Annotated in this window: 22 protein-coding genes; 12 read left to right on the top strand and 10 right to left on the bottom strand. The window is 33.0% G+C overall.

Annotation, left to right across the window (positions count from 1 at the left end; translation table 11 throughout):
• Window positions 1-2: 2 nt before the first annotated feature.
• Complete coding sequence (locus tag NQQ59_RS19090; RefSeq protein ID WP_144217261.1) at window positions 3-1343, bottom strand: dihydroorotase; 1341 nt, start codon at window positions 1341-1343, stop codon at window positions 3-5.
• A gap of 10 nt (window positions 1344-1353) precedes the next feature.
• Window positions 1354-2079 carry a polyprenol monophosphomannose synthase gene (locus NQQ59_RS19085; protein ID WP_144217259.1) on the bottom strand — a complete coding sequence of 242 codons (726 nt, stop codon included), beginning with the start codon at window positions 2077-2079 and terminating at the stop codon, window positions 1354-1356.
• 106 nt (window positions 2080-2185) lie between these two features.
• Here NQQ59_RS19085 and NQQ59_RS19080 point away from each other — a divergent pair, with 106 nt between their 5' ends.
• The 3 genes from NQQ59_RS19080 (at window position 2186) to NQQ59_RS19070 (ending at window position 4331) form a co-directional block, all read left to right on the top strand.
• The gene (locus tag NQQ59_RS19080) at window positions 2186-2854 is read left to right on the top strand and encodes a DUF4271 domain-containing protein (RefSeq protein ID WP_144217256.1); all 669 of its coding nucleotides are present in this window, start codon (window positions 2186-2188) and stop codon (window positions 2852-2854) included.
• 14 nt (window positions 2855-2868) lie between these two features.
• Window positions 2869-3618 (top strand): uroporphyrinogen-III synthase, encoded by a 750-nt coding sequence (locus tag NQQ59_RS19075; RefSeq protein WP_144217254.1) that lies wholly within the window; start codon window positions 2869-2871, stop codon window positions 3616-3618.
• Window positions 3619-3860: 242 nt separating this feature from the next.
• Complete coding sequence (locus NQQ59_RS19070; RefSeq protein ID WP_008465121.1) at window positions 3861-4331, top strand: Lrp/AsnC family transcriptional regulator; 471 nt, start codon at window positions 3861-3863, stop codon at window positions 4329-4331.
• A 405-nt stretch (window positions 4332-4736) separates the two neighbouring features.
• Here NQQ59_RS19070 and NQQ59_RS19065 read toward each other — a convergent pair whose 3' ends face one another.
• The 3 genes from NQQ59_RS19065 to NQQ59_RS19055 form a co-directional block, all read right to left on the bottom strand.
• Window positions 4737-5423 (bottom strand): zinc metallopeptidase, encoded by a 687-nt coding sequence (locus NQQ59_RS19065; protein ID WP_144217252.1) that lies wholly within the window; start codon window positions 5421-5423, stop codon window positions 4737-4739.
• Between the two features lie 103 nt (window positions 5424-5526).
• Window positions 5527-6156, bottom strand: coding sequence for a response regulator (locus tag NQQ59_RS19060; RefSeq protein ID WP_144217250.1), 630 nt, complete (start codon window positions 6154-6156; stop codon window positions 5527-5529).
• A gap of 16 nt (window positions 6157-6172) precedes the next feature.
• Window positions 6173-8161: a sensor histidine kinase gene (locus NQQ59_RS19055; protein WP_144217247.1), complete on the bottom strand. Its 1989-nt coding sequence runs from the start codon at window positions 8159-8161 to the stop codon at window positions 6173-6175.
• 176 nt (window positions 8162-8337) lie between these two features.
• Between NQQ59_RS19055 and NQQ59_RS19050 the strand changes: the two genes are divergently transcribed.
• Window positions 8338-8736 carry an MmpS family transport accessory protein gene (locus NQQ59_RS19050; protein ID WP_144217245.1) on the top strand — a complete coding sequence of 133 codons (399 nt, stop codon included), beginning with the start codon at window positions 8338-8340 and terminating at the stop codon, window positions 8734-8736.
• 78 nt (window positions 8737-8814) lie between these two features.
• Here the strand turns inward: NQQ59_RS19050 and NQQ59_RS19045 are convergent, their stop codons facing one another.
• The 4 genes from NQQ59_RS19045 to leuS all read right to left on the bottom strand — a co-directional run bounded on the left by NQQ59_RS19045 (window position 8815) and on the right by leuS (window position 13879).
• Window positions 8815-9411, bottom strand: coding sequence for a hypothetical protein (locus tag NQQ59_RS19045; RefSeq protein WP_144217242.1), 597 nt, complete (start codon window positions 9409-9411; stop codon window positions 8815-8817).
• On the bottom strand, window positions 9398-9871 hold the full coding sequence (locus NQQ59_RS19040) for an RNA polymerase sigma factor (protein WP_144217239.1): 474 nt from the start codon (window positions 9869-9871) through the stop codon (window positions 9398-9400). Before NQQ59_RS19040 ends, NQQ59_RS19045 begins: the two co-directional genes overlap by 14 nt.
• A 5-nt stretch (window positions 9872-9876) precedes the next feature.
• Window positions 9877-10722, bottom strand: a complete 846-nt coding sequence (locus tag NQQ59_RS19035; protein WP_144217236.1) for an alpha/beta fold hydrolase — start codon at window positions 10720-10722, stop codon at window positions 9877-9879.
• 292 nt (window positions 10723-11014) lie between these two features.
• Window positions 11015-13879 (bottom strand): leucine--tRNA ligase, encoded by a 2865-nt coding sequence (gene leuS, locus NQQ59_RS19030; RefSeq protein ID WP_144217233.1) that lies wholly within the window; start codon window positions 13877-13879, stop codon window positions 11015-11017.
• Window positions 13880-14079: 200 nt separating this feature from the next.
• Between leuS and NQQ59_RS19025 the strand changes: the two genes are divergently transcribed.
• From NQQ59_RS19025 to NQQ59_RS19000, 6 genes are all read left to right on the top strand, one after another.
• Window positions 14080-14427 carry a winged helix-turn-helix domain-containing protein gene (locus NQQ59_RS19025; RefSeq protein ID WP_144217231.1) on the top strand — a complete coding sequence of 116 codons (348 nt, stop codon included), beginning with the start codon at window positions 14080-14082 and terminating at the stop codon, window positions 14425-14427.
• A gap of 465 nt (window positions 14428-14892) precedes the next feature.
• A complete protein-coding gene (locus NQQ59_RS19020; RefSeq protein ID WP_144217228.1) occupies window positions 14893-15768 on the top strand; it encodes a cell division protein FtsX in 876 nt (291 codons plus the stop codon).
• Window positions 15769-15848: 80 nt separating this feature from the next.
• Window positions 15849-16106: a DUF3098 domain-containing protein gene (locus tag NQQ59_RS19015; RefSeq protein WP_144217225.1), complete on the top strand. Its 258-nt coding sequence runs from the start codon at window positions 15849-15851 to the stop codon at window positions 16104-16106.
• A gap of 79 nt (window positions 16107-16185) precedes the next feature.
• Window positions 16186-16983, top strand: coding sequence for an undecaprenyl-diphosphate phosphatase (locus NQQ59_RS19010; RefSeq protein WP_144217223.1), 798 nt, complete (start codon window positions 16186-16188; stop codon window positions 16981-16983).
• Complete coding sequence (truB, locus tag NQQ59_RS19005) at window positions 16983-17672, top strand: tRNA pseudouridine(55) synthase TruB (RefSeq protein WP_144217220.1); 690 nt, start codon at window positions 16983-16985, stop codon at window positions 17670-17672. The genes NQQ59_RS19010 and truB overlap by 1 nt, the downstream gene beginning before the upstream one ends.
• Window positions 17673-17796: 124 nt before the next feature.
• Window positions 17797-18315 carry a hypothetical protein gene (locus NQQ59_RS19000; protein ID WP_144217218.1) on the top strand — a complete coding sequence of 173 codons (519 nt, stop codon included), beginning with the start codon at window positions 17797-17799 and terminating at the stop codon, window positions 18313-18315.
• A gap of 359 nt (window positions 18316-18674) precedes the next feature.
• Here the strand turns inward: NQQ59_RS19000 and NQQ59_RS18995 are convergent, their stop codons facing one another.
• Window positions 18675-19292 (bottom strand): thioredoxin family protein, encoded by a 618-nt coding sequence (locus NQQ59_RS18995; RefSeq protein WP_144217216.1) that lies wholly within the window; start codon window positions 19290-19292, stop codon window positions 18675-18677.
• Between the two features lie 476 nt (window positions 19293-19768).
• Here NQQ59_RS18995 and pyrH point away from each other — a divergent pair, with 476 nt between their 5' ends.
• Both pyrH and frr read left to right on the top strand, forming a co-directional pair.
• Window positions 19769-20476 (top strand): UMP kinase, encoded by a 708-nt coding sequence (gene pyrH, locus NQQ59_RS18990; protein WP_144217214.1) that lies wholly within the window; start codon window positions 19769-19771, stop codon window positions 20474-20476.
• 72 nt (window positions 20477-20548) lie between these two features.
• Window positions 20549-21112, top strand: a complete 564-nt coding sequence (frr, locus tag NQQ59_RS18985) for a ribosome recycling factor (RefSeq protein ID WP_144217211.1) — start codon at window positions 20549-20551, stop codon at window positions 21110-21112.
• The last annotated feature ends 83 nt before the right edge of the window (window positions 21113-21195 follow it).

The raw sequence follows: 21195 nt of genomic DNA, 5'->3' as shown, positions 1-21195 counted from the left end.
TTTTATCTGTCAAATAATAATCTTTTTCCAGCTCTTGTATCTTTTACTTTGAAATTATTATAAACTAATTCTCCGTTTACAAAAGTATGTGTAATTCTCGATTTGAAAGTAAAGTTCTCAAAAGGTGACCATCCGCATTTGTATAAAATATTTTCTGGTTTTACGCTCCAAGGCAAACTCGGATTAACGATTACTAAATCGGCGTGGTATCCTTCTCTGATAAAACCTCTTTTTTCGATTTTGAAAATTTTAGCAGGATTGTGACACATTTTCTCCACGATTTTCTCCACAGTAATTTTCCCCTGATGATGCGCTTCAAACATCGCCACCACTGCATGTTGAACCAATGGACCTCCAGAAGGCGCATTCAAATAAGACTGCATTTTTTCTTCTTTAGTATGAGGTGCGTGATCTGTAGCAATTACGTCAATTCTTCCATCATTTAAAGCTTTCCAAAGTTCGGCGCGATCTTCGGCAGTTTTAACAGCAGGATTCCATTTTATGAAATTCCCTTTTGTTTTATAATCTTCATCTGTAAACCAAAGATGGTGCACACAAACTTCAGCTGTGATTTTTTTATCTTCTAACGGAATTTTATTCGTAAACAATTCCATTTCTTTCGCTGTTGAAAGATGAAAAATATGCAATCTAGCTCCAGTACGTTTCGCCAAAGCCACTGCTTTTGAAGAAGAAATATAACAAGCTTCTGCACTTCTTATCAAATTGTGAGCTGTTACCGGAACATCATCTCCATATTGCTCTTTAAAAGCTGCAAGGTTATTTTTAATTGTCGTTTCATCTTCACAGTGAACTGCAATTAACATTGGCGTACTTGAAAAAATTTTCTCTAAAGTCTCTTCTCTGTCAACCAGCATATTTCCCGTTGAAGAACCTAAGAAAATCTTGATTCCCGCAACATTTTTTGGATTCGTTTTTAAAACTTCTTCCAGATTATCGTTTGTTGCGCCCATCATAAACGAATAATTCGCAAATGACTTTTGAGCAGCAATTTGATATTTATCTTCTAATATTTCTTGAGTAACCGCATTTGGAACCGTATTTGGTTGTTCGATGAAAGAAGTGATTCCTCCAGCAACAGCAGCGCGAGATTCTGATTCGATGTCCCCTTTATGTGTTAATCCTGGTTCTCTAAAATGTACTTGATCATCAATTGCACCTGGCATCAAATAATTACCTTCGGCATCTATTACGATACAATCTGAAGTCTTTAATGAAATGCTGTCTGCAATTTCAACAATCAGATCGTTTTCAACTAAAACATCACCTTCAAAAATTGTCCCTTCGTTTACAATTTTGGCATTCTTTATTAAAATCCTGTTCATTTCGGTTGGTTTATAATGAATTGACTAATTTTCTTAATCTTAGCGAAATTACTCCAAGTATTGCTTCTTTGATAATGGCATTACTCATTTTAGAAACTCCTTTTGTTCTATCTGTAAAAATAATCGGCACTTCAGTAATTTGAAATTTGGCACAATAGGTTCTGTACTTCATTTCAATCTGAAACGCATATCCGACAAATTTTATTTTATTTAAATTGATTTTCTCCAGCACTTCTCGTTTGTAGCAAACAAAACCTGCTGTTGCATCATGAATTTTCATTCCAGTAATAAATTTCACATAAACAGAAGCGAAGTAAGACATCAAAACTCGGCTTAAAGGCCAATTGACTACATTTACTCCTGTTACGTAACGAGATCCAATTGCAAGATCTGCTCCACCAAAATGGCAAGCGTCATACAATTTTTCTAAATCGTTTGGATTATGAGAGAAATCGGCATCCATTTCAAAAATGAATTGATAATCGCGTTCCAAAGCCCATTTAAAACCATGAACATAAGCAGTTCCTAAACCTGATTTTTTAGTTCTCTGTTCTAAGAAAAGTTTCCCTGGAAATTCCTCCTGAAGTGCAATTACTTTTTTTGCAGTATGATCAGGAGAATTATCATCTATAATAAGGAGATGAAAAGATTTATGTTGTGAAAGCACAGCTCTTACGATACTTTCTATGTTTTCAATTTCGTTGTATGTGGGAATTATGACAATACTATCATTCATTTTTTCTGGGTAATTTCACCGCAAAAGTAAACTTTTTATAGCATTTGATTCATAATAAATATATAATAAAAGTATTGCATCAAAAAATTACTAATTTTGTAACGCTATGATTGAACAACTTCATCCTCGAATTCTTGAAAACAAAGACTGGGCAACTTTTTTGTTTGTACTCACCTTTGCCGTTGTTGCTATGACAAAATCTGCTTACGAAACCAGATTTAGTGAATTTAGCAAACTTATTTTTTCTGATAAATATGCGAAGATTTATCGCGACAATAACCATTTGAAAAGCAGCTTTACAGTTGGACTATTTTTTGTACAAATTGTATCGTATACATTTTTCATCCTTCTTACGATGAACATTTTTGGACATGCTGCCAAAACCGATTGGATTTTGTTTATTCAGATTGCAACTTTTCTACTTTATTTCATTTTAGGAAAATATTTAATTGAGAAAATTGTAGCGACTTCCTTCAATATCGACGATTTTGTAGAACTATTTAACTTACAAAAAGTAACGTACAGAACTTATATTGGCGTTTTGATCCTTCCAATCAACGCTATTTTGTTCTATTACAACAATATTCCGCAAATTATACCGCTGGGAATCATTGGTATTTCGCTGTGTATTAGTGTATACTCTTACTTTATTTCAATTAAAACGTATCAAAACGTAATTATCGGCAAGTTATTTTATTTTATTTTATATCTTTGCGCTCTTGAAATAGCCCCTTATTATTTTCTTTATTATTGGATAACAAAAGGGAGTGCTTAGAAAATATTTATAATATGAAAGTGAAAACAATTTTGGTGTCACAGCCTGAACCTAAAGTGGAGAATTCTCCTTACTTTGAGCTCCAACAAAAACACAAAATAAAAATTGATTTCAGACCATTTATTCATGTAGAAGGGGTTAGCGCAAAAGAGATTCGATTACAAAAAATCGATCTTAATCATTACACTGCGATCATTTTAACAAGTCGAAATGCTGTAGATCATTTTTTTAGAGTTGCTGATGAAATGCGTTACAAAGTTCCAGAAGGATTGAAATATTTCTGTCAATCTGAGGCCGTTGCGTTTTACCTTCAAAAGTATGTTGTGTACAGAAAACGTAAAATTTACGTTGGGGCAAAAGATTTTGCAGATTTATCTCCGTTAATCAAGAAGTACAAAGACGAAAAGTTTTTGCTTCCAGCATCTGACCAATTAAATGCAGATGCTCCTGTAACATTAAACGGTCTTAAAGTAGATTGGGCACAAGCTATTTTCTACAGAACTGTAATGAGTGATTTATCTGATTTAGCAGACGTTTATTATGACGTTTTAGCTTTCTTCAGTCCAACCGGAATCAAATCATTGTTTAAAAATTTCCCAGATTTTAAACAAAATGAAACTCGAATTGCTGTATTTGGAAGCACAACTCAGAAAGAGGCTTTAGATCATGGTTTAAGAATTGATATTCTTGCTCCAACTCCTGAAACTCCTTCTATGACAATGGCGCTGGAAAAATACGTAGCCGAAGCAAACAAAGGAAAATAACCTAACCAAGAGGAAAAAATATACTAGTTTTAAAAATCCAAATTCCAAATTAATCACTTGGGATTTGGATTTTTTTTGTTTTAAATACAATCTTTCTTGCTTGAAATATATGTTCGAATTGGATATTTTTGGAATTTAATTTCCAGTTCTAGAATTTGGAATTTCCATTTTCAGAGCATTTTAACTACATTTGATTTCTATTCAAAACCCAAATCACGGAAAATAGTTTCAAATTGTAAGTTATGAAAATCAACTCTCTCTTAATTGAAATTGACGGAATCGATAAAGAAATCCTTCGTTACTTAATGGACGATGCCCGAAAGCCCATTCTACAAATCGCCAATAAAATCGGAATTTCTGGTGCGGCAATTCACCAGAGATTAAAAAAGCTAGAACAATCAGGCGTTATCTCAGGATCTAAGTTTACTGTAAACCCAAAAGTATTAGGCTATAACACAATGGCTTTTGTTGGAGTTTACCTGGACAAAGCCTCCAGAAACTCAGAAGCCGTAAAAGAACTAAGAAAAATTCCCGAAGTTTTAGAATGTCATTATACTACAGGAAACTGGTCTGTTTTAATTAAAATTATTTGTCGTGACAACGAACATTTAATGCAGCTTTTAAACACCAAAATTCAAGCTATTGAAGGAGTTTCAAGAACAGAAACATTTATTTCGTTAGATCAGCAAATTGATAGGCAAATACAGCTTTAGAATTAGATAATTTGAAAATTAGATAATTCTTTTACACACTTAATTAAAATGTTCCATACGATAAAGCCAGAAATTAAAACAATATTATTTTTTGCACTATATTCCATTCTTACATACCTCGCAGAAAAAGCTGCTCCAAGCGGAGTATGTAATCCTGGAGCAGGTTTTTTATTATTTTTATTATCAATTCCAATAAGTATTATTTACACTTTAGTACTTTATTATAAATACAGCAGATCTGAAAACAAAGAATATTTAAACTGCATTTATATTATATCAGGAATCTGGGTTATATTATTCTTGATCCTAAAATACGCACATTAATAAAACAAAAACCCGACAGATTTAAAAAACCTGTCGGGTTTGCTATAAATTATCTAATTGACTAATTATCTAATTGGCAAATTAGTTCCTTCTGCTTCCAGAATATATCCAGATATAGTACAACAACGTTGCTATTGAACCAATTGCAGCAACTACATAGGTTCTTGCCGCCCATTTTAAAGCATCTTTTGCTCCTGCTTGTTCTTCTGGTGTTAACATATGTTTGTTTTCTAACCAGGCCAAAGCACGGTTACTAGCATCATATTCTACTGGAAGTGTAATAATAGAAAACAAAGTAGTAGCTGCAAAAACAATAATTCCGATTAGTAATAATTGTGGAAAAACTTTAATCATAAGAATTCCAGCAATTAAAATCCACTGTACATAATTTGAAGCTACACTTACAATTGGCACTAATTTAGAACGCATTGTAAGCCATTCGTATCCGATTGCATGCTGTACAGCGTGGCCACATTCGTGTGCTGCAACTGCCGCTGCCGCTGCATTACGATGATTATAAACAGCCTCACTTAAGTTTACCGTCTTATCTGAAGGATTATAATGATCGGTTAATTGCCCAGGTGTTGAAATAACACGAACATCTGTGATTCCGTTATCGGCAAGCATTTTTTCAGCGATTTCGGCACCGCTCATACCGTTTCTCAATTGCAATTTTGAATACAACTCGAATTTACTCTTCAGCTGCGAGCTTACTAGCCAGCTGAACAACATGATAGCTCCAGCAATAATTAAATATCCTGATCCCATATTTTTTTGTTTTTTAGATTGATTTTTAAATTTACAAAACAAACATCAAATTACGCACCACTTTAACAAAATGTCATTTTGACATTTTTATACCAATTCTGGCTTAATTCAGCATATTGTTCTTCAACAAAAAAGCAATTAATTCTGCCACATTTTTCATTTTATATTTTTGAAGAATATTTCTACGATGGGTCTGAACCGTTAAAAAACTTAAAAACAAATCATCGGCTATTTCCTGAGTCGATTTTCCCTGAGAAAGCAGCAAAGCAATATCACGTTCTCTCCTACTCAAACCAGGAATACGCTCTAAATCTTCAGATAAAGGCTGACTAATAATTGTTCGTACTTCTTCACTAAAAACAATTTCCCCGTCAATGGCTTTATAAATACAATTTTTAAATTCATCAAATGAAGCATTTTTAAGAATATAGCCATTTCCACCGTTTTGAATAAATTGCATTACCAAACTTCTTTCAGACTGACTGCTCATTCCGATAATTACAATTTTAGGATGTTTCTGTTTGATTGTTTTACACAAATCAACTCCATTTATAACCGGAAGAAAAATATCCATTAAAATCAAATCGACTGTATTGTCTTCTATATAATCTAGAAGCGCAATTCCTGATTCAAATTTTTCTGCAATCTTAATATTTTCCAAATCCGACAACAAACCTGCGATTCCTGAAATTACAATCGGATGATCGTCTACAATTACTGTTTTATATATCATAATTTATAAGCTGTAATTAAATTTTCAACTCAATATAAGTTGATGTTCCTTTACCAATAACCGAATCGATTTCTAATTTCCCATTCATAAAAGCGACACGGTTTTTTATATTTCGCAAGCCCATTCCTTCGCGTTTTTCCGCAAATGCAACATTAAATCCAATTCCGTTATCTTCTACTGTGATAAAATAAACATCTTTATTTTGAGAACAAGAAACCAGAATCTGCGAAGCTTTAGCATATTTTAATGCATTATTCAAAAGTTCCTGAATGATTCTAAAAATCATTACTTTAAAATGTTGCGGCACACTTGCTCTTTTTATAAAATACTGTAATTCAATTGTTGTTTCCGAATTAGAATGCGAAGCACACAAATCTTTTAATGCGTGTTCCAATCCTAATTTCATTAAACTTTCGGGCATTAAATTTTGAGAAATATTGCGAAGTTCTTTTATAGAATCATTAAGCATTTCATTAATATTCGGATCATTTTCTTTATGATCACGCTTAGAAAGGTTCAAATGCATTTTCAATCCAGAAAGCATACTTCCGAGTCCGTCGTGTAAATCTCTGGCAATTCGTTTTCTTTCGATTTCTTCTCCTTGAATCAAAGCATTCGAAATCGACAATTTCTTCTCATTTTCAAGCACATCCAATTCTTGTTTATGATTGACCTCTTTTTGAAAACTTAACTTTTTCTGATAATTATTCCAACTCCACAAAAACAAAACAGTCAAAAACAACAAAAACGAAAGCACCGCAAAAAGCATAGAATTCAATCGGTTATTATTGGCTTGTAAAATCGCTTTTTCATTTTCTGATTGCAACAAGGAAATCTTTTTTTCGCTTTCCGCTTTTTTGTATTTAGCCTCAAGTTCGACAATTTCGTTTGTTAGCTTATCTCCTTTAAGACTATCATTGACAACATTATATTTATTTGAATAATAATATGCTTTCGAATATTCTTTTGTCGCATTATAAACCTTAGACAACTCTTTATAATAGTTTTTCTTGTCGATTATAAAAGAAGTATTTTCAATTAAATATTCGAGATTACTTTTTGCCTTATCATAGTTTTTAAGCTTAAAAAGCACTCCATATTCTGCAAATTTCAATCGGTTTAAAGCAACTAGGTTTTTATGTTTTTCAGATGATTTTATTCCTTTCCCAAAACTGATTAAGGCTTCACTATGCTTATTTTGTTTCGAATAATAAATTCCTTCTGAGTAAAAATAAGAATCGTTTAAGTTAGATTCTGGATAATCTTTTAAAGTCAAAAAAGCTTTATCCAAAATACTTTTCGCATCATAAAAATGTTTGAGTTCGACTAAATTCTCAGCATTAATTATATAAGTCTCCATTTTAGATTCAGCCAAAGTTGCCGACTTTTTGGTTGCACTTTCTATATATTTCTGAGCCGTGTCAAGATACTCTGCAGCTTTTTCTCGTTCATTATTATTCATAAAAATAATCCCCACCGCTTTACTCAAACCACTGATCAACTCATAATCACCACTTTTTTTCGCAATCGGAATGGCTTCATTTACGAGCAGTTTCATATAAGCATTTTCGTTATTCTTATGTTGTTGCAAGATTCCGTAATTCTGCAACACTATAGCTCGAAGTCGGTAAGCTTCTTTGTAGCGGTATTTTTTCAGCTTTTCATTGGCTTGCAGTAAAGCTTTTTCATAACCATCCAAATCTCCTTTTTCTACAAAACTATAAGCATTGTAATAAAGAGCGGCATCATTTACAAAAGGAAATTTCGTTTTTAAACGGTTTCCCTGCGCAAGAAATTCTTTGTATTTCTCAGCATCTTGCACCATTAAAAACAATTTGGCTAATCTGAAACTATTCAAACTCTTAATACTGTCTGACTTTACATTTTTTGTATATCCGACAATACTGTCAATATAAACGGTATCGTCATCTAATGAAAGAATCACCTGAGAATAAGAAACAACAGAGAAACTCAAAAAAAGCAGTAAGGTGTGGATTTTATTCATAAATGGGGCATTTACTCAAAGTTATTAAAGCTTAATGACTTTCGAAAAGAAAAACCTGTCTTTTACCTGAAATCAGGTAATAAAAAATACATTTTATCAGGTATTGTTACCCGATTTATTAGCTTTTAACTTTGTTTATATAAGATTATAAATATAAATAATTAAAGAAATTACACATGAAAACACAATTGAAACAAATTATGCTAATGCTGACTCTTGTATTTACATTTGCTTCTTGCAGCAGCGATGACGATAAAGGATCTGGAACTAATTCAAGAGACGTTAAATATGAAATAACTGGAAATTATACAGGAACTCTTTCTACTACTTACTTTGAAAAAGGAGGAAATGTATTAAATGAAGACATTACTAAACTTCCTTGGACTAAAGAATTTACAGCTGAAGCAAAATCTCTTGGAGCATCAATAAACGCTAGTGGATACGGAGGTACTGCTGGACAAACACTTACAGGAAAAATTTATGTTGGCGGAAAACTACAAAATGAACTAACTGCAACAGCAACAAGTGATGGTATAATTGTATTACCTCTTACACCATATGTTTTTCCTCAATAATCTATAAATTTTAGAATTTAGATTTTCTGTTTTTGGTAAAAGAAAGCTTCGTAGGGGATTTTACGAAGCTTCTTTTTTTTATGACTCGAACTGATTGTTGATTTCTTCGAATTTTTCAATCAAACTATTTATTTTCTCCTGCTGTTTTTTAATTTGTTTCGGACGGATGTAAAACCAATTAAAAAACATCCAAAGCAAAGTTATTCCATACGCAAGACTTGCGCCCAAAAGAGACATTCTACTCGCATATTCATACATATACAGACAAATTCCAATGGTTAGAAATACAAAATAAAAACTCATCATTTTGGTTTGTAAAAATTGCTGTTTCTTTTTAATGACAATCAGTTTGTGTAAATATTCATGATTCGTTTGTGTTGAATCGATATTTTTATATTCGCCCGACAATTTATTATACACAAACACATAAAGCATCATAGCCAGAATCGTTACGATTATTCCGATTTTGGTCGAAACAAATTGTGGCTGATAATAAATCCAGATAAAAATGACAAATGCACTTGTTGCAAAAAGCAGAATATTTACAATCAATAAACTGCGTAAAGCTGCTTTTTTAAATGTATTTACCCTTTCTAATAAATCTTTCATATCGGGCTGACTTATGGTTTGTTTTTTCCATAAATCTTTAAAATCCATATTGTTATCGTTGTTCATTTTCTTTAAATTTTTGAGTCAGTTTTTCTTTTATTCTGTGAATTTTCACTCTTACATTTGCTTCTGAAAGCCCTACGATTTTAGCAATTTCAGCTTGCTTAATATCTTCTAATTCTAATGAAATAATGATACGATCGGTTTCCGGAAGCTCTGCAATACATTTATATAAAAACTGAATCTGCGGTTCTATTGAATAATGTTTTTCTTCTGAAAGATGAGCAGGAAGTTCCGATTTTGGAAATCGTTTCTGCTTTTCAATTTGTCTTAGACAATTATTAGAAGCAATTCTAAAAATCCAAGTTCCAATCGCCGATTCATTTCTAAAAGTTTCCAGTTTTTGCCAGACAATTATAAAAGTTTCCTGAGCCAAATCCTGTGCAGCATCATAATCGTTTACAAAACCCATGCAAAGCCTGAAAATTCGATCCCAATAGGTCTTGTAGATTTGTTCAAATTCCATTTTTATTATTTTAAAAAAGTACTTAATTGTCCTAAATACCAAGCGGTATCATCGTACATAATAAAATGTAAACCATTTGTAGCATATTGAAAATTAGCCGTTTTTAAATTCTTATACTGATCTTCGATAGTCGGTTTTAAATTTATAAAATAAGATTCTAATAAAATTAAAGCTGGACATTTTATCTGTGCAATTCTGTCTCTTAAATCAATATTATAAAAATCACAAAACATTTGCCCGAAAGTAGTTCTGTCTGATTTCACACTCCAATCTACCACCATATCCAGTTTAGATTGATTTTGCAAAAGCCTTGGCATGGTTTGTTTTTGCATATCTAAAAACTGATCATTCGTCATTCCCGTCATTTGGTTTACTGCCGTAGAGCAATCGTTGTTTTCTTTTGATTTAAAAGTAGGATCTGTAACAGCAGCCAAACACGGAAGCGCATCAACAATTACAATTTTGCTGATCAAATCTGGATAATCGGCTGCAATGGCAAGTGCCAGTCCGCCGCCCATACTGTGACCAATTAAAATAGGTTTTTGGATATTATTCTCTTGGATATAGTTGGCAATTCCCGCTTTCCAGTTTTCAAATGAAGCATTGGGTTGTGCTTTTCTACCCGCAAAACCTGCCATTGTAAGTGTATAACAAGTAAATTGATTTTCGAATGTAGCTCTGGTTTCATTCCAAACATCTCCAGAAGAAGCAAAACCAGGAATAAATATAATAGATTGATCCCCACTTCCTGTTTTTAAAACTTCAAACGGAAATTGTTTGGTTTGTCCGAAAACATTTAAGCATAAAGCTGAGAATAAAAAGGCAATAATTAAGATGATATACTTTTTCATTTTTAATAGTTTTAAGTTGTTAATTAAATCGGATCCATGCTTTTGATACGACAACTATTAAAATGTTACAATCTTTTTTAAAATTTCAATAAAAAAAAATCCAAATCCCAATGTTTTCGGGGAAAACTCCAATATTAAAATTCCAAATTCCAAACTGATTCGGGTAATTTTCCGCCACAAATTCACGAATTAATTGAATAAAAATTCGTGAATTCGTGGCGGAAAAAAAATAAAAAATCCCAAACTCCAACAATTGGAATTTGGGATTTTCATATTTGGAATTTAAAGATTATTAACCAACAAGGTTAATTATTTTTCCAGGAACAATAATCACTTTATTTGGCGTTCTACCGTCTAATTGTTTTTGTGTTCTTTCATCTTTCATAACGATTTCTTCAATTTGTTCTTTGGTTAAATCCAAAGGCAATTCGATTGTAAAACGCATTTTTCCGTTGAAAGAAACTGGATATTCTTTATTGGTTTCAACCAAATGTTTTTCTTCAAAAATTGGGAACGCAACATCAGAAATTGAAGTTGTGTTTCCTAATTGTGACCATAATTCTTCAGCAATGTGTGGCGCGTAAGGCGAAACCAGAATCGCTAACGGCTCTAAAATCGCTCTTGAATGACAATTTTGAGAAGACAATTCGTTTACACAAATCATAAACTGAGAAACCGAAGTATTGAAAGAGAAATTCTCAATATCATCTGCTACTTTTTTGATGGTTTTGTGTAATGATTTCAAGTTGTCTTTTGTTGGTTCGTCGTTGTTTACGATTAAGCCGTTATCATCAAAATACAATCTCCATAATTTTTTAAGGAAACCAAAAACTCCTGAAATACCAGCAGTATTCCATGGTTTTGCTTGTTCTAATGGCCCTAAGAACATTTCGTACAAACGTAATGTATCAGCACCATATTCTGCGCAAATATCATCTGGCGTTACTACATTATAGTATGATTTCGACATTTTCTCAACCTCACGACCTACAATGTATTTTCCGTTTTCATCAAAAATAAATTCAGCTGTATTGAAATCTTCTCTCCAAGCTTTAAACTTTTCGATATTTAATTCATCAGAAGAATTAACGAAATTAACATCAACGCGAATTGGCTGTACTTTTTGATCGCCAATTTTATTTTTAGATACAAAAGTATTTGTTCCTTCTAATCTGTAAACATAAGCCGTTGTTCCTAAAATCATTCCCTGATTAATCAGTTTTTTGAATGGTTCTTCAGTTGGAGCAAAACCTTTATCTTTTAAGAATTTATTCCAGAAACGAGAATACAATAAGTGACCTGTTGCGTGCTCACTTCCTCCAATGTATAAATCTACACTTTCCCAGTAAGCTAAAGCTTCTTTACTTGCAAATTCATCTTCATTGTGAGCATCCATGTAACGCATCCAATACCATGAACTTCCCGCCCAACCTGGCATTGTGTTTAATTCTAAAGGAAAAATCGAAACATTGTCTACTAAATCGGTATTCACAACTTTATTTTGGTTGGTATCCCAAGCCCAAACTGCGGCGTTTCCTAATGGCGGTAATCCGTCTTCAGTTGGTAAATATTTCTCTACTTCTGGTAAAATAATTGGCAAGTGCTGCACATCAATCATTTTTGGAAGTCCATTCACGTAATAAACTGGGAATGGCTCACCCCAATAACGCTGACGAGAGAAAACAGCATCACGCAAACGGTAATTGGTTTTTCCAGTTCCCTGACCAATTTCTTCCAATTTTTCGATTGCTTTTTTAGTTCCCTCTTTATAATTTAATCCGTTTAAGAAATCAGAATTTGCGATTTCAACGTTGTCTTTTGATCCGTAAGCAGCTTCAGAAATATCAACATTGGCAAAAATATTTTTAATTTCCTGCATTCCGTTTTGACCTTTAAAGAAATTAGCAAAAGCATAATCTCTTTCGTCACCGCAAGGAACCGCCATAACCGCTCCTGTTCCGTAACCTGCCAAAACATAATCTCCAATCCAAACCGGAATTGGTTCTTTTGTGAAAGGATGTTCTGCATAAGCCCCTGTAAATACTCCAGAAATCGTTTTTACATCGGCCATACGCTCGCGCTCAGAACGTTTAGACGTTTTTTCGATGTATGCTTCAACTTCTGCTTTTTGTTCCGGAGTTGTAATTTTAGCAACCAAATCGTGTTCTGGTGCCAAAGTCATAAATGTTACTCCAAAAATAGTATCTGGACGAGTGGTAAAAACGTCAATTACTTCATCGTGATTTTTCACTTTAAAAGTAACCATCGCCCCAACCGATTTCCCAATCCAGTTTCTTTGCGATTCTTTGATTGATTCACTCCAATCGATATCATTTAAACCATCAAGCAAACGCTCTGCATAAGCAGAAATTCGCATGCTCCATTGTGTCATTTTTTTACGAATAACAGGAAATCCTCCACGCTCAGAAACTCCGTTTACGATTTCGTCATTTGCCAAAACAGTTCCCAAACCAGGACACCAGTTTACTTCTGTTTCTGCCAAATACGTTAATCTATATTGTAACAAGATTTGTTCTTTGCGATCTTCTGAATAGGAATTCCATTCGTCAGCTGTGAAAATTTGTACATTATCGTCGCATACAGCTTCCACTAAAGCATTTCCACTTTCTTCAAAAACAGTTACCAACTCTGAAATATCAAAAGCTTTTCCCTGTTTTTTGCAATACCAAGAATTAAATAATTGGATAAAAATCCATTGTGTATGTTTGTAATAATCTGGATTTGACGTACGCACTTCACGTGCCCAGTCAAATGAGAATCCGATTTTATCTAATTGTTTTCTGTATCCTGCAATTTGTTTTCCTTCCTTATCTACTCCACCGTCAATATTTACACGAGTTGTATCTTCTGGACGTTGCCCTGTCTGAATTGCATATTGCTCTGCTGGTAATCCGAAACTATCGTATCCCATTGGATGCAAAACATTGAATCCTTGATGTCTTTTGAAACGAGAATAAACATCTGATGCTATATAACCAAGCGGATGTCCAACGTGTAATCCTGCTCCTGATGGATAAGGAAACATATCGAGAACATAATGCTTCGGTTTTTCAGAATTGTTTTTTGCTGCAAAAGTTTGATTTTCTGCCCAATATTTTTGCCATTTGGCTTCAATTTCGTTTGGATTGTATTTCATTTTTTAAGGTTCAAAGTTGCAAAGTGACAAAGGTTCTAAGGTTTTCTCACTTTGTGAATTATGCCGCAAATTTACATTTATTGTAGATTGTACCAAAGCTATTTCATTGACAAACAAATAAATTTAATTTTTACGCATTCTGAGTTAAGTAAAAACACGTATTATTGTAAATAAAAAACACTTATTTACATTGAAAATCGATGGCAGAAAATAAGAAATATAAAATTGAAGTCCGTATTTGGATTGAAGAAACCGAAGGCGCTTTTCTTGGAATTGGAAAAATCTGGCTTCTGGAAAATATCCGAAAAACCGGCTCTATCACCAATGCTGCCAAAGAAATGAAAATGGCATATCGACAGGCGTGGCAGTTGGTTGAAGAAATGAATCAACGTGCAGAATCTCCTTTGGTCGAAAAACTTCTGGGCGGAAAAGGTGGCGGCGGCGCACGATTGACAGAAGCTGGAGAAAAAGCTATTACTGTTTTTTATGAAGTAGAAAAACGAATTAAAGAATTTGCTCAGAAAGAAACTCAGAATTTGAAATTTTAAAAAATTAATCCAAAAAAAATAACCGCAAGGGCGCAAGGGTTCGCAAAGATTTTATTATAATTGAGTTACATCCAGCTTTAGCTGGATGAAAAAACAACATATTGAAAAGGCTTTAGCCGAACTACCCATGTTTGGCTAAAGCCTTTCTTTTACCTAAAAATTAAACCTCCATTTAAAACTGGAGGCAACTGGCAAACTAGTTTTGCGAACTTACTATTTAGATCTTACTTGAACTCAAAAAAAGGGACTTTGCGTGCTTTGCGTTAAAATTCACTGAGTTTTGTTTACACTAAGACTTGCGAACTTTGCGTTAATATCACTAAAGCATTAAAAAATCTTTGCGTACTTTGCGGTTAAATCAACTTTTTATTTGTTATCTAATTGTACATTTATACTATAAAAGTTCGTTAATAACTTTAAATAAAGAAATTCTTTATTATTTTTACCACATAATTTAAGCAGACTATGAGTTCTAACTTTGATAAATTTCAAAAGCGCAGGTTAATTTCCTCTTATTTTTCGGTAGTTTTAAGTGTATTCTTAGTATTATTCCTTTTAGGAGTATTAGGATTATTCATTATTAATTCTAAAAAATTGGCTGATGATTTTAAAGAAAAAATCGCAATGACCGTTTTCTTTAAAAACGAAGCAAATGACAGCGTTGTCAAAGCATTTAATACCGAATTAAAAAGAGCTCCGTTTGCACTTTCATACGTCTACGTTTCTAAAGAAAAAGCAGCAAAAGAACACACTGATATCATTGGAGAAGATTTCTTAACCTTCTTAGGAGAAAATCCGTTATTGAACTCATACGATATTCACTTAAAAGCTGATTATGTTGAAAGAGACAGCATTGTGAAAATCGAAAACCGTTTTCGTAAAAACGCTATGATTTCTGACATTGTTTACGACAAACAATTGGTAAATCTGGTAAATGACAACATCAGAAAAGTAAGTATGTGGATTTTGATTATCAGCGGTTTTCTGACTGTAATTGCTGTTTTATTAATCAATAGTTCATTGCGTTTATCCATACATTCTAATCGTTTCATCATTAAAACCATGCAAATGGTTGGTGCAACAAAAGCTTTTATCCGTAAGCCTTTTGTAATGCGAAGTGTAAAACTTGGAATGCTTGGTGCAGGTTTAGCGATTATTGCTCTAATTGCCCTTTTATTATATGTTGAAACTAATTTCCCTGGTTTAGGAATTTTAGAAGATAAAATCTTAATCGTTTTGGTTCTTGCAGCCGTTTTCGGATTAGGAGTTTTAATTACATGGGTAAGCACGCATTTTGCAACACAACGATTCCTGAATTTAAGAACTGACGATCTTTATTAATTTCAGATTTCTGAATTTAGATTTTAGATTTATTAAAAACAAAACTTACGGCTTGGCTTAAGGTTTACAAAAAATGAAAAATGAAAAACAACAATAAAGAACAACAGTTACAAGAAACAAAACAGGAATTCCTTTTTGACGGAATCAATTATAAAATTTTATTAATTGGTATTGCTGTTATTGCTTTAGGATTTATTCTAATGTCTGGTGGAGGAAGTAAAGATCCAAACGTTTTTAACGAAGATATTTTTAGCTTTAGACGTATCCGTTTAGCGCCAACAACTGTTTTAATTGGTTTCGGAATCACAATTTATTCTATATTCAAAAAATCAAAATAAAAAGATTAAAGGATTTTTGTAACCCTGAGCAAAGCGAAAGGGAAATCTAAAATCTGAAATCTAAAATCCACTATTATAAATGAACACACTACAAGCTATTGTTCTTGCTGTTATTGAAGGAATTACAGAATTTTTGCCTGTTTCTTCTACAGGTCACATGATTATCGCCTCTTCTTTTTTTGGAATTGCTCACGATGATTTTACTAAACTTTTCACTATTGTAATTCAGCTTGGCGCAATACTTTCAGTTGTGATTTTATACTTCAAACGTTTCTTTCAAACTTTTGATTTTTACTTTAAACTTTTAGTTGCTTTTATTCCTGCAGTCGTTTTAGGACTTTTATTAAGTGATTTTATTGATGGCTTATTAGAAAATCCTGTAACTGTCGCAGTTTCACTTTTAATTGGAGGAATTATTTTATTGAAAGTAGACGAATGGTTCAACAACCCAAATACAGCTGAGACTTCTCAGGAAATTAGTTATTTACAGGCTTTTAAAATTGGATTATTCCAATGTATTGCCATGATACCAGGAGTTTCTCGAAGCGGTGCAAGTATCGTTGGAGGAATGTCTCAAAAATTATCAAGAACTACAGCTGCTGAATTCTCATTTTTCTTGGCGGTTCCAACTATGTTCGGAGCAACAGCAAAAAAATGTTACGATTATTATAAAGATGGATTTGAATTATCTCATGACCAAATAAGTTTACTAGTTATAGGAAATGTTGTTGCTTTTATCGTAGCACTTTTGGCTATCAAAACTTTCATCGGATTCTTGACTAAAAACGGATTTAAAGTTTTTGGTTATTACAGAATCCTTGCTGGAATCATTTTATTATTGATCCACTTTTTCATTCACCCGCTTACCATTATCTAATGACACTTGAAGAATATTTAAACGGACAAGTTTTATTAATTGACAAACCTTTAAAATGGAGTTCGTTTCAAGCTGTCAACAAATTAAAATACCTTTTAATTAATAAAGTTGGACTTCCAAAAAAGTTCAAAATTGGCCACGCAGGAACGTTAGATCCGTTAGCGACTGGACTTTTATTAATTTGTACTGGAAAATTTACCAAAAGAATTTCTGAGCTTCAGGGTCAGGCAAAGGAATATACGGGAACTTTTTACATTGGAGCCACTACTCCATCTTACGATTTAGAAACCGAAATCGATCAAACTTTCCCAACTAAACATATTGATGAAGCTTTAATTCATGAAACGGTAAAGCAGTTTTTAGGCGAAATTGATCAAAAACCACCTATTTTTTCGGCTATTAAAAAAGATGGCGTTCGTTTGTACGAACATGCTCGCGCAGGAGAATCTATCGAAATTGAAAGTAGAAAAACTACCATTCACGAATTTGAAATTACACGAATTGCCTTGCCAGAAATAGACTTCAGAGTAGTTTGTTCTAAAGGAACTTATATTCGTTCTCTTGCCTATGATTTTGGAAAAGCCATGAATTCTGGTTCGCATCTAACCGTTTTACGCCGAACTAAAATTGGCGATTACGATGTTAAAAATGCAATCGACATTACTTTGTTTGAAGAAAGTCTACAGTAAAAATATATTTTCTAGCTTTTGAAATTATCGTGATTTTTTAAATATCTTTCCCCAAATTATTTTTCAAATTCTGAGCCAGTGAAACCATTCCATTTCATAGCAAAGACGCATCAAAATCTAGTTTATGAAATATTTTTTACTCACGATTATTACCTTTTTTTGCTTCAATCTAACGCTTTCTGCTCAGGAAAGAGAGTTTACTTACATTCAATTTGATGTTACTGCTTCGTTCACCGGAAATCAAGATTATGATGATTTGCCTGGTTATCAAAATGAAAGACGTCCTTGGCTAATGCCCGACGGATTAGGTTCAAAACTGGGTTACGGAGTTCACTACAAACAATGGGTAACGCTAGGAATTCACGGTGGCTTGGATTGGAAATGGAACGAAAAACTCGTTGCCGCTCCCGTTTATCTTAATTTCGGATTAAGTCCAAAAATTGGAGAAAGCTCCAGACTTACCATGCAGGTTGGATATGGAAAAAGTTTTGCCTTGGGTCGTGGCGATTTAAGTGGCACTTACAAAAAAGCCAGACTTGGAATTACCAGAGATGATCGAACAATATTTGTCGAAATAGCCGATTTTGGATTTCCTCTTCATGATTACAAAACCATTGGAAATGTTTGTCTGGCGTTTCTTTAATCAGTTTTTAAGACTTTAAAAAACAAAAAAAGCACATTACTTTTTTATTCAGTAATGTGCCAGGCTTTTTTAAAACAAGTAATATTATCTCATACTTATCTTAAATTAATAGTGAGGCACATTTTTCCCTCCAAATAAAAATTGAGAAAAGAAATCATAAAACCTTTCAAATAACTTTTTCATAATAGTGTATTTTTTAATGTTAGACAATAAACAACACCAATAAAAAGAGTAAATCAGAAAGTTATAATAGAAGTGGGATTATTCTATTTACTAAGATACAAAATTCGTAATAAAACAAAAACACTTTAAGACAATTTTATCAACCAAATTATTTGTTTATCAACACATTAAAAAAATTACAATCGGTTATATTTAATATTTTCCATGATTTCCAGTAGTTCTTCTTGAACAGAAATTCCTTTATCTGCCAAATACCAAAGCTGCAAATCGGTCTTTATTTTTTCATCAATTGGTCCAACTTCTCTTTTGTGTTTTGCCATTAATTCTGATGCTCCTTTTGGTCTTGGTCCCCAATCGGCGCGAACAATTCCGGCTTCTTTGCAAATAATAATTACTTTTGGGATTGCTTTTCCTCCATTGGTCAAATATTGATTCATTAAATCATCATTTTCATCACGAAGCACTATTCTTAAATCGATTTTTTTATTAGAAACATGAGCCATTTTATCTAAAATAGGAAGAATTTGTGCTGCATCTCCGCACCAACCTTCAGACAAAACCAGCCAGATATAATGATTGTCTAGATTTTGAAGTTTCTCTGCAACAGTTTCATCAATTTTTATGGTTTTCTCTAGTCTGTTCATTCTTGCCTCATTCAATTTAGAATAATTGGTCAGACTTTCAGACTGTTCATTTCCTGTTGATTTTCCTTCAGACAGTAAATCAGTTACTAATTTTCGGTATTCAGAATAAGAGTGACTATTAAACAATGCTTTGGCTACGATGCTTTTCATATAGTTTTATTTTAAGATATATAAAAATACAAAATTTAGAAAGATGCAGAAATGACATTTGTCACATTTAATAGTCTATCTTAATTTCATTCAACAATAATTTTAAATTGTTTTTTTAACGCAAAGAACGCTAAGGTATTTTTATTGGGAGCGCAAGCAAGATTTAAATATTGAGTTCGCAAAGCTTTGGGCAAACTGAGCTTTGTGTTCTTCAATCTAAGATTTACTCAAAAAAACTTTGTGTTCTCTGCGGATACTTTGCGCACTTTGCGTTACAATTACAAGATTTTTTAACTCTAAGATTTTTGCAGACATGCACTGCTGTGATTAAAGTTCTTAGCGTGCTTTGCGGTAAAATACAAATCCCTTTTAGAGGCTTTTTAAGCCTAAAAAAGGACGTTCGATTAATTTTTTGCAAACATTATTTTTAAAAATCAGAATATGTCTATATTTGCACAAATTAACGCAACACACACATGAAATATAAAAGAATTCTTCTAAAACTTAGCGGAGAGGCTTTAATGGGCGATTTACAATACGGTATTGACCCGAAAAGATTAGGCGAATATGCTGATGAAATCAAGCAAATTCACGATAAAGGAGTAGAAATTGCAATTGTTATTGGAGGAGGAAATATATTTAGAGGAGTTGCGGGAGCAAGCTCTGGTATGGATAGAGTTCAAGGCGATTACATGGGAATGCTTGCAACTGTTATAAACGGAATGGCATTACAAGGCGCTCTTGAAGACAAAGGAATGAAAACACGTTTGCAGACTGCTCTAAAAATGGAATCTATTGCAGAACCATATATTAAAAGAAGAGCTGACCGCCACCTTGAAAAAGGAAGAATTGTAATTTTTGGAGCCGGAACTGGAAATCCATACTTTACAACTGATACGGCTGCTGTTTTAAGAGGAATCGAAATCAACGCCGATGTAATCTTAAAAGGAACTCGTGTTGATGGAGTTTATGATTCTGATCCTGAGAAAAACGCATCTGCTGTAAAATTTGATTTTATTTCTTTTGATGATGTAATCAAAAAAGGATTGAACGTAATGGACACAACTGCATTTACTTTAAGCCAGGAAAACAAATTGCCAATCGTAGTTTTTGATATGAACAAAATCGGAAACTTATTGAAAATCTGTGCAGGCGAAAACATAGGAACTGTAGTAAATATATAGTCATCAGTACAAGTTTATAGTCGTAAAGACATTAACTAAAAACTGAGAATGAAAACTGAAAACTAAAAAAAAATGACTGAAGAAATAGACTTTATTTTAGAAAGTACTGAAGAATCAATGAACGGTACGATTGCACACTTAGAGAAAGAATTTCTTAATATTCGTGCAGGAAAAGCTTCTCCAGCTATGCTTGGAGGTGTGTTCGTAGATTATTACGGATCTCAAACTCCGCTTTCGCAAGTATCTAAAATCAGCGTTCCAGATGCTAGAACAATTACATTACAGCCATTTGAAAAAAATATGCTGCAAGCAATTGAAAAAGCTATTTTGATCGCTAACATTGGTTTTAACCCAATGAACAATGGTGATATGGTAATTATCAGCGTACCGCCATTAACAGAAGAGCGTCGTCGTGATTTAGCAAAACAAGCAAAATCTGAAGCAGAAGATGCTAAAATTGGTATTCGTAACTCTCGTAAAGATGCTAATACTGATATCAAAAAATTAGAAAAAGAAGGAACTTCTGAAGACATTTGCAAATCTGCAGAAGAAGAAGTTCAGAACCTAACAAACGCTTACATCAAAAAAATCGATGAATTATTGGCTTTAAAAGAAGCTGAAATCATGAAAGTGTAATTAGTTTTGTCATAAAATAAAAAATCCGTCTGGTTAATTGTATCAGACGGATTTTTTTATTGCTATTTTTGCATACGAAAAAT

The sequence above is a fragment of the Flavobacterium panacis genome, assembly GCF_024649945.1.
In the GTDB taxonomy this organism is placed as follows: Bacteria; Bacteroidota; Bacteroidia; order Flavobacteriales; family Flavobacteriaceae; genus Flavobacterium; species Flavobacterium panacis.
Note: the sequence above shows the minus strand (reverse complement) of the source record. Positions and strands in the feature narration are given on the sequence as shown.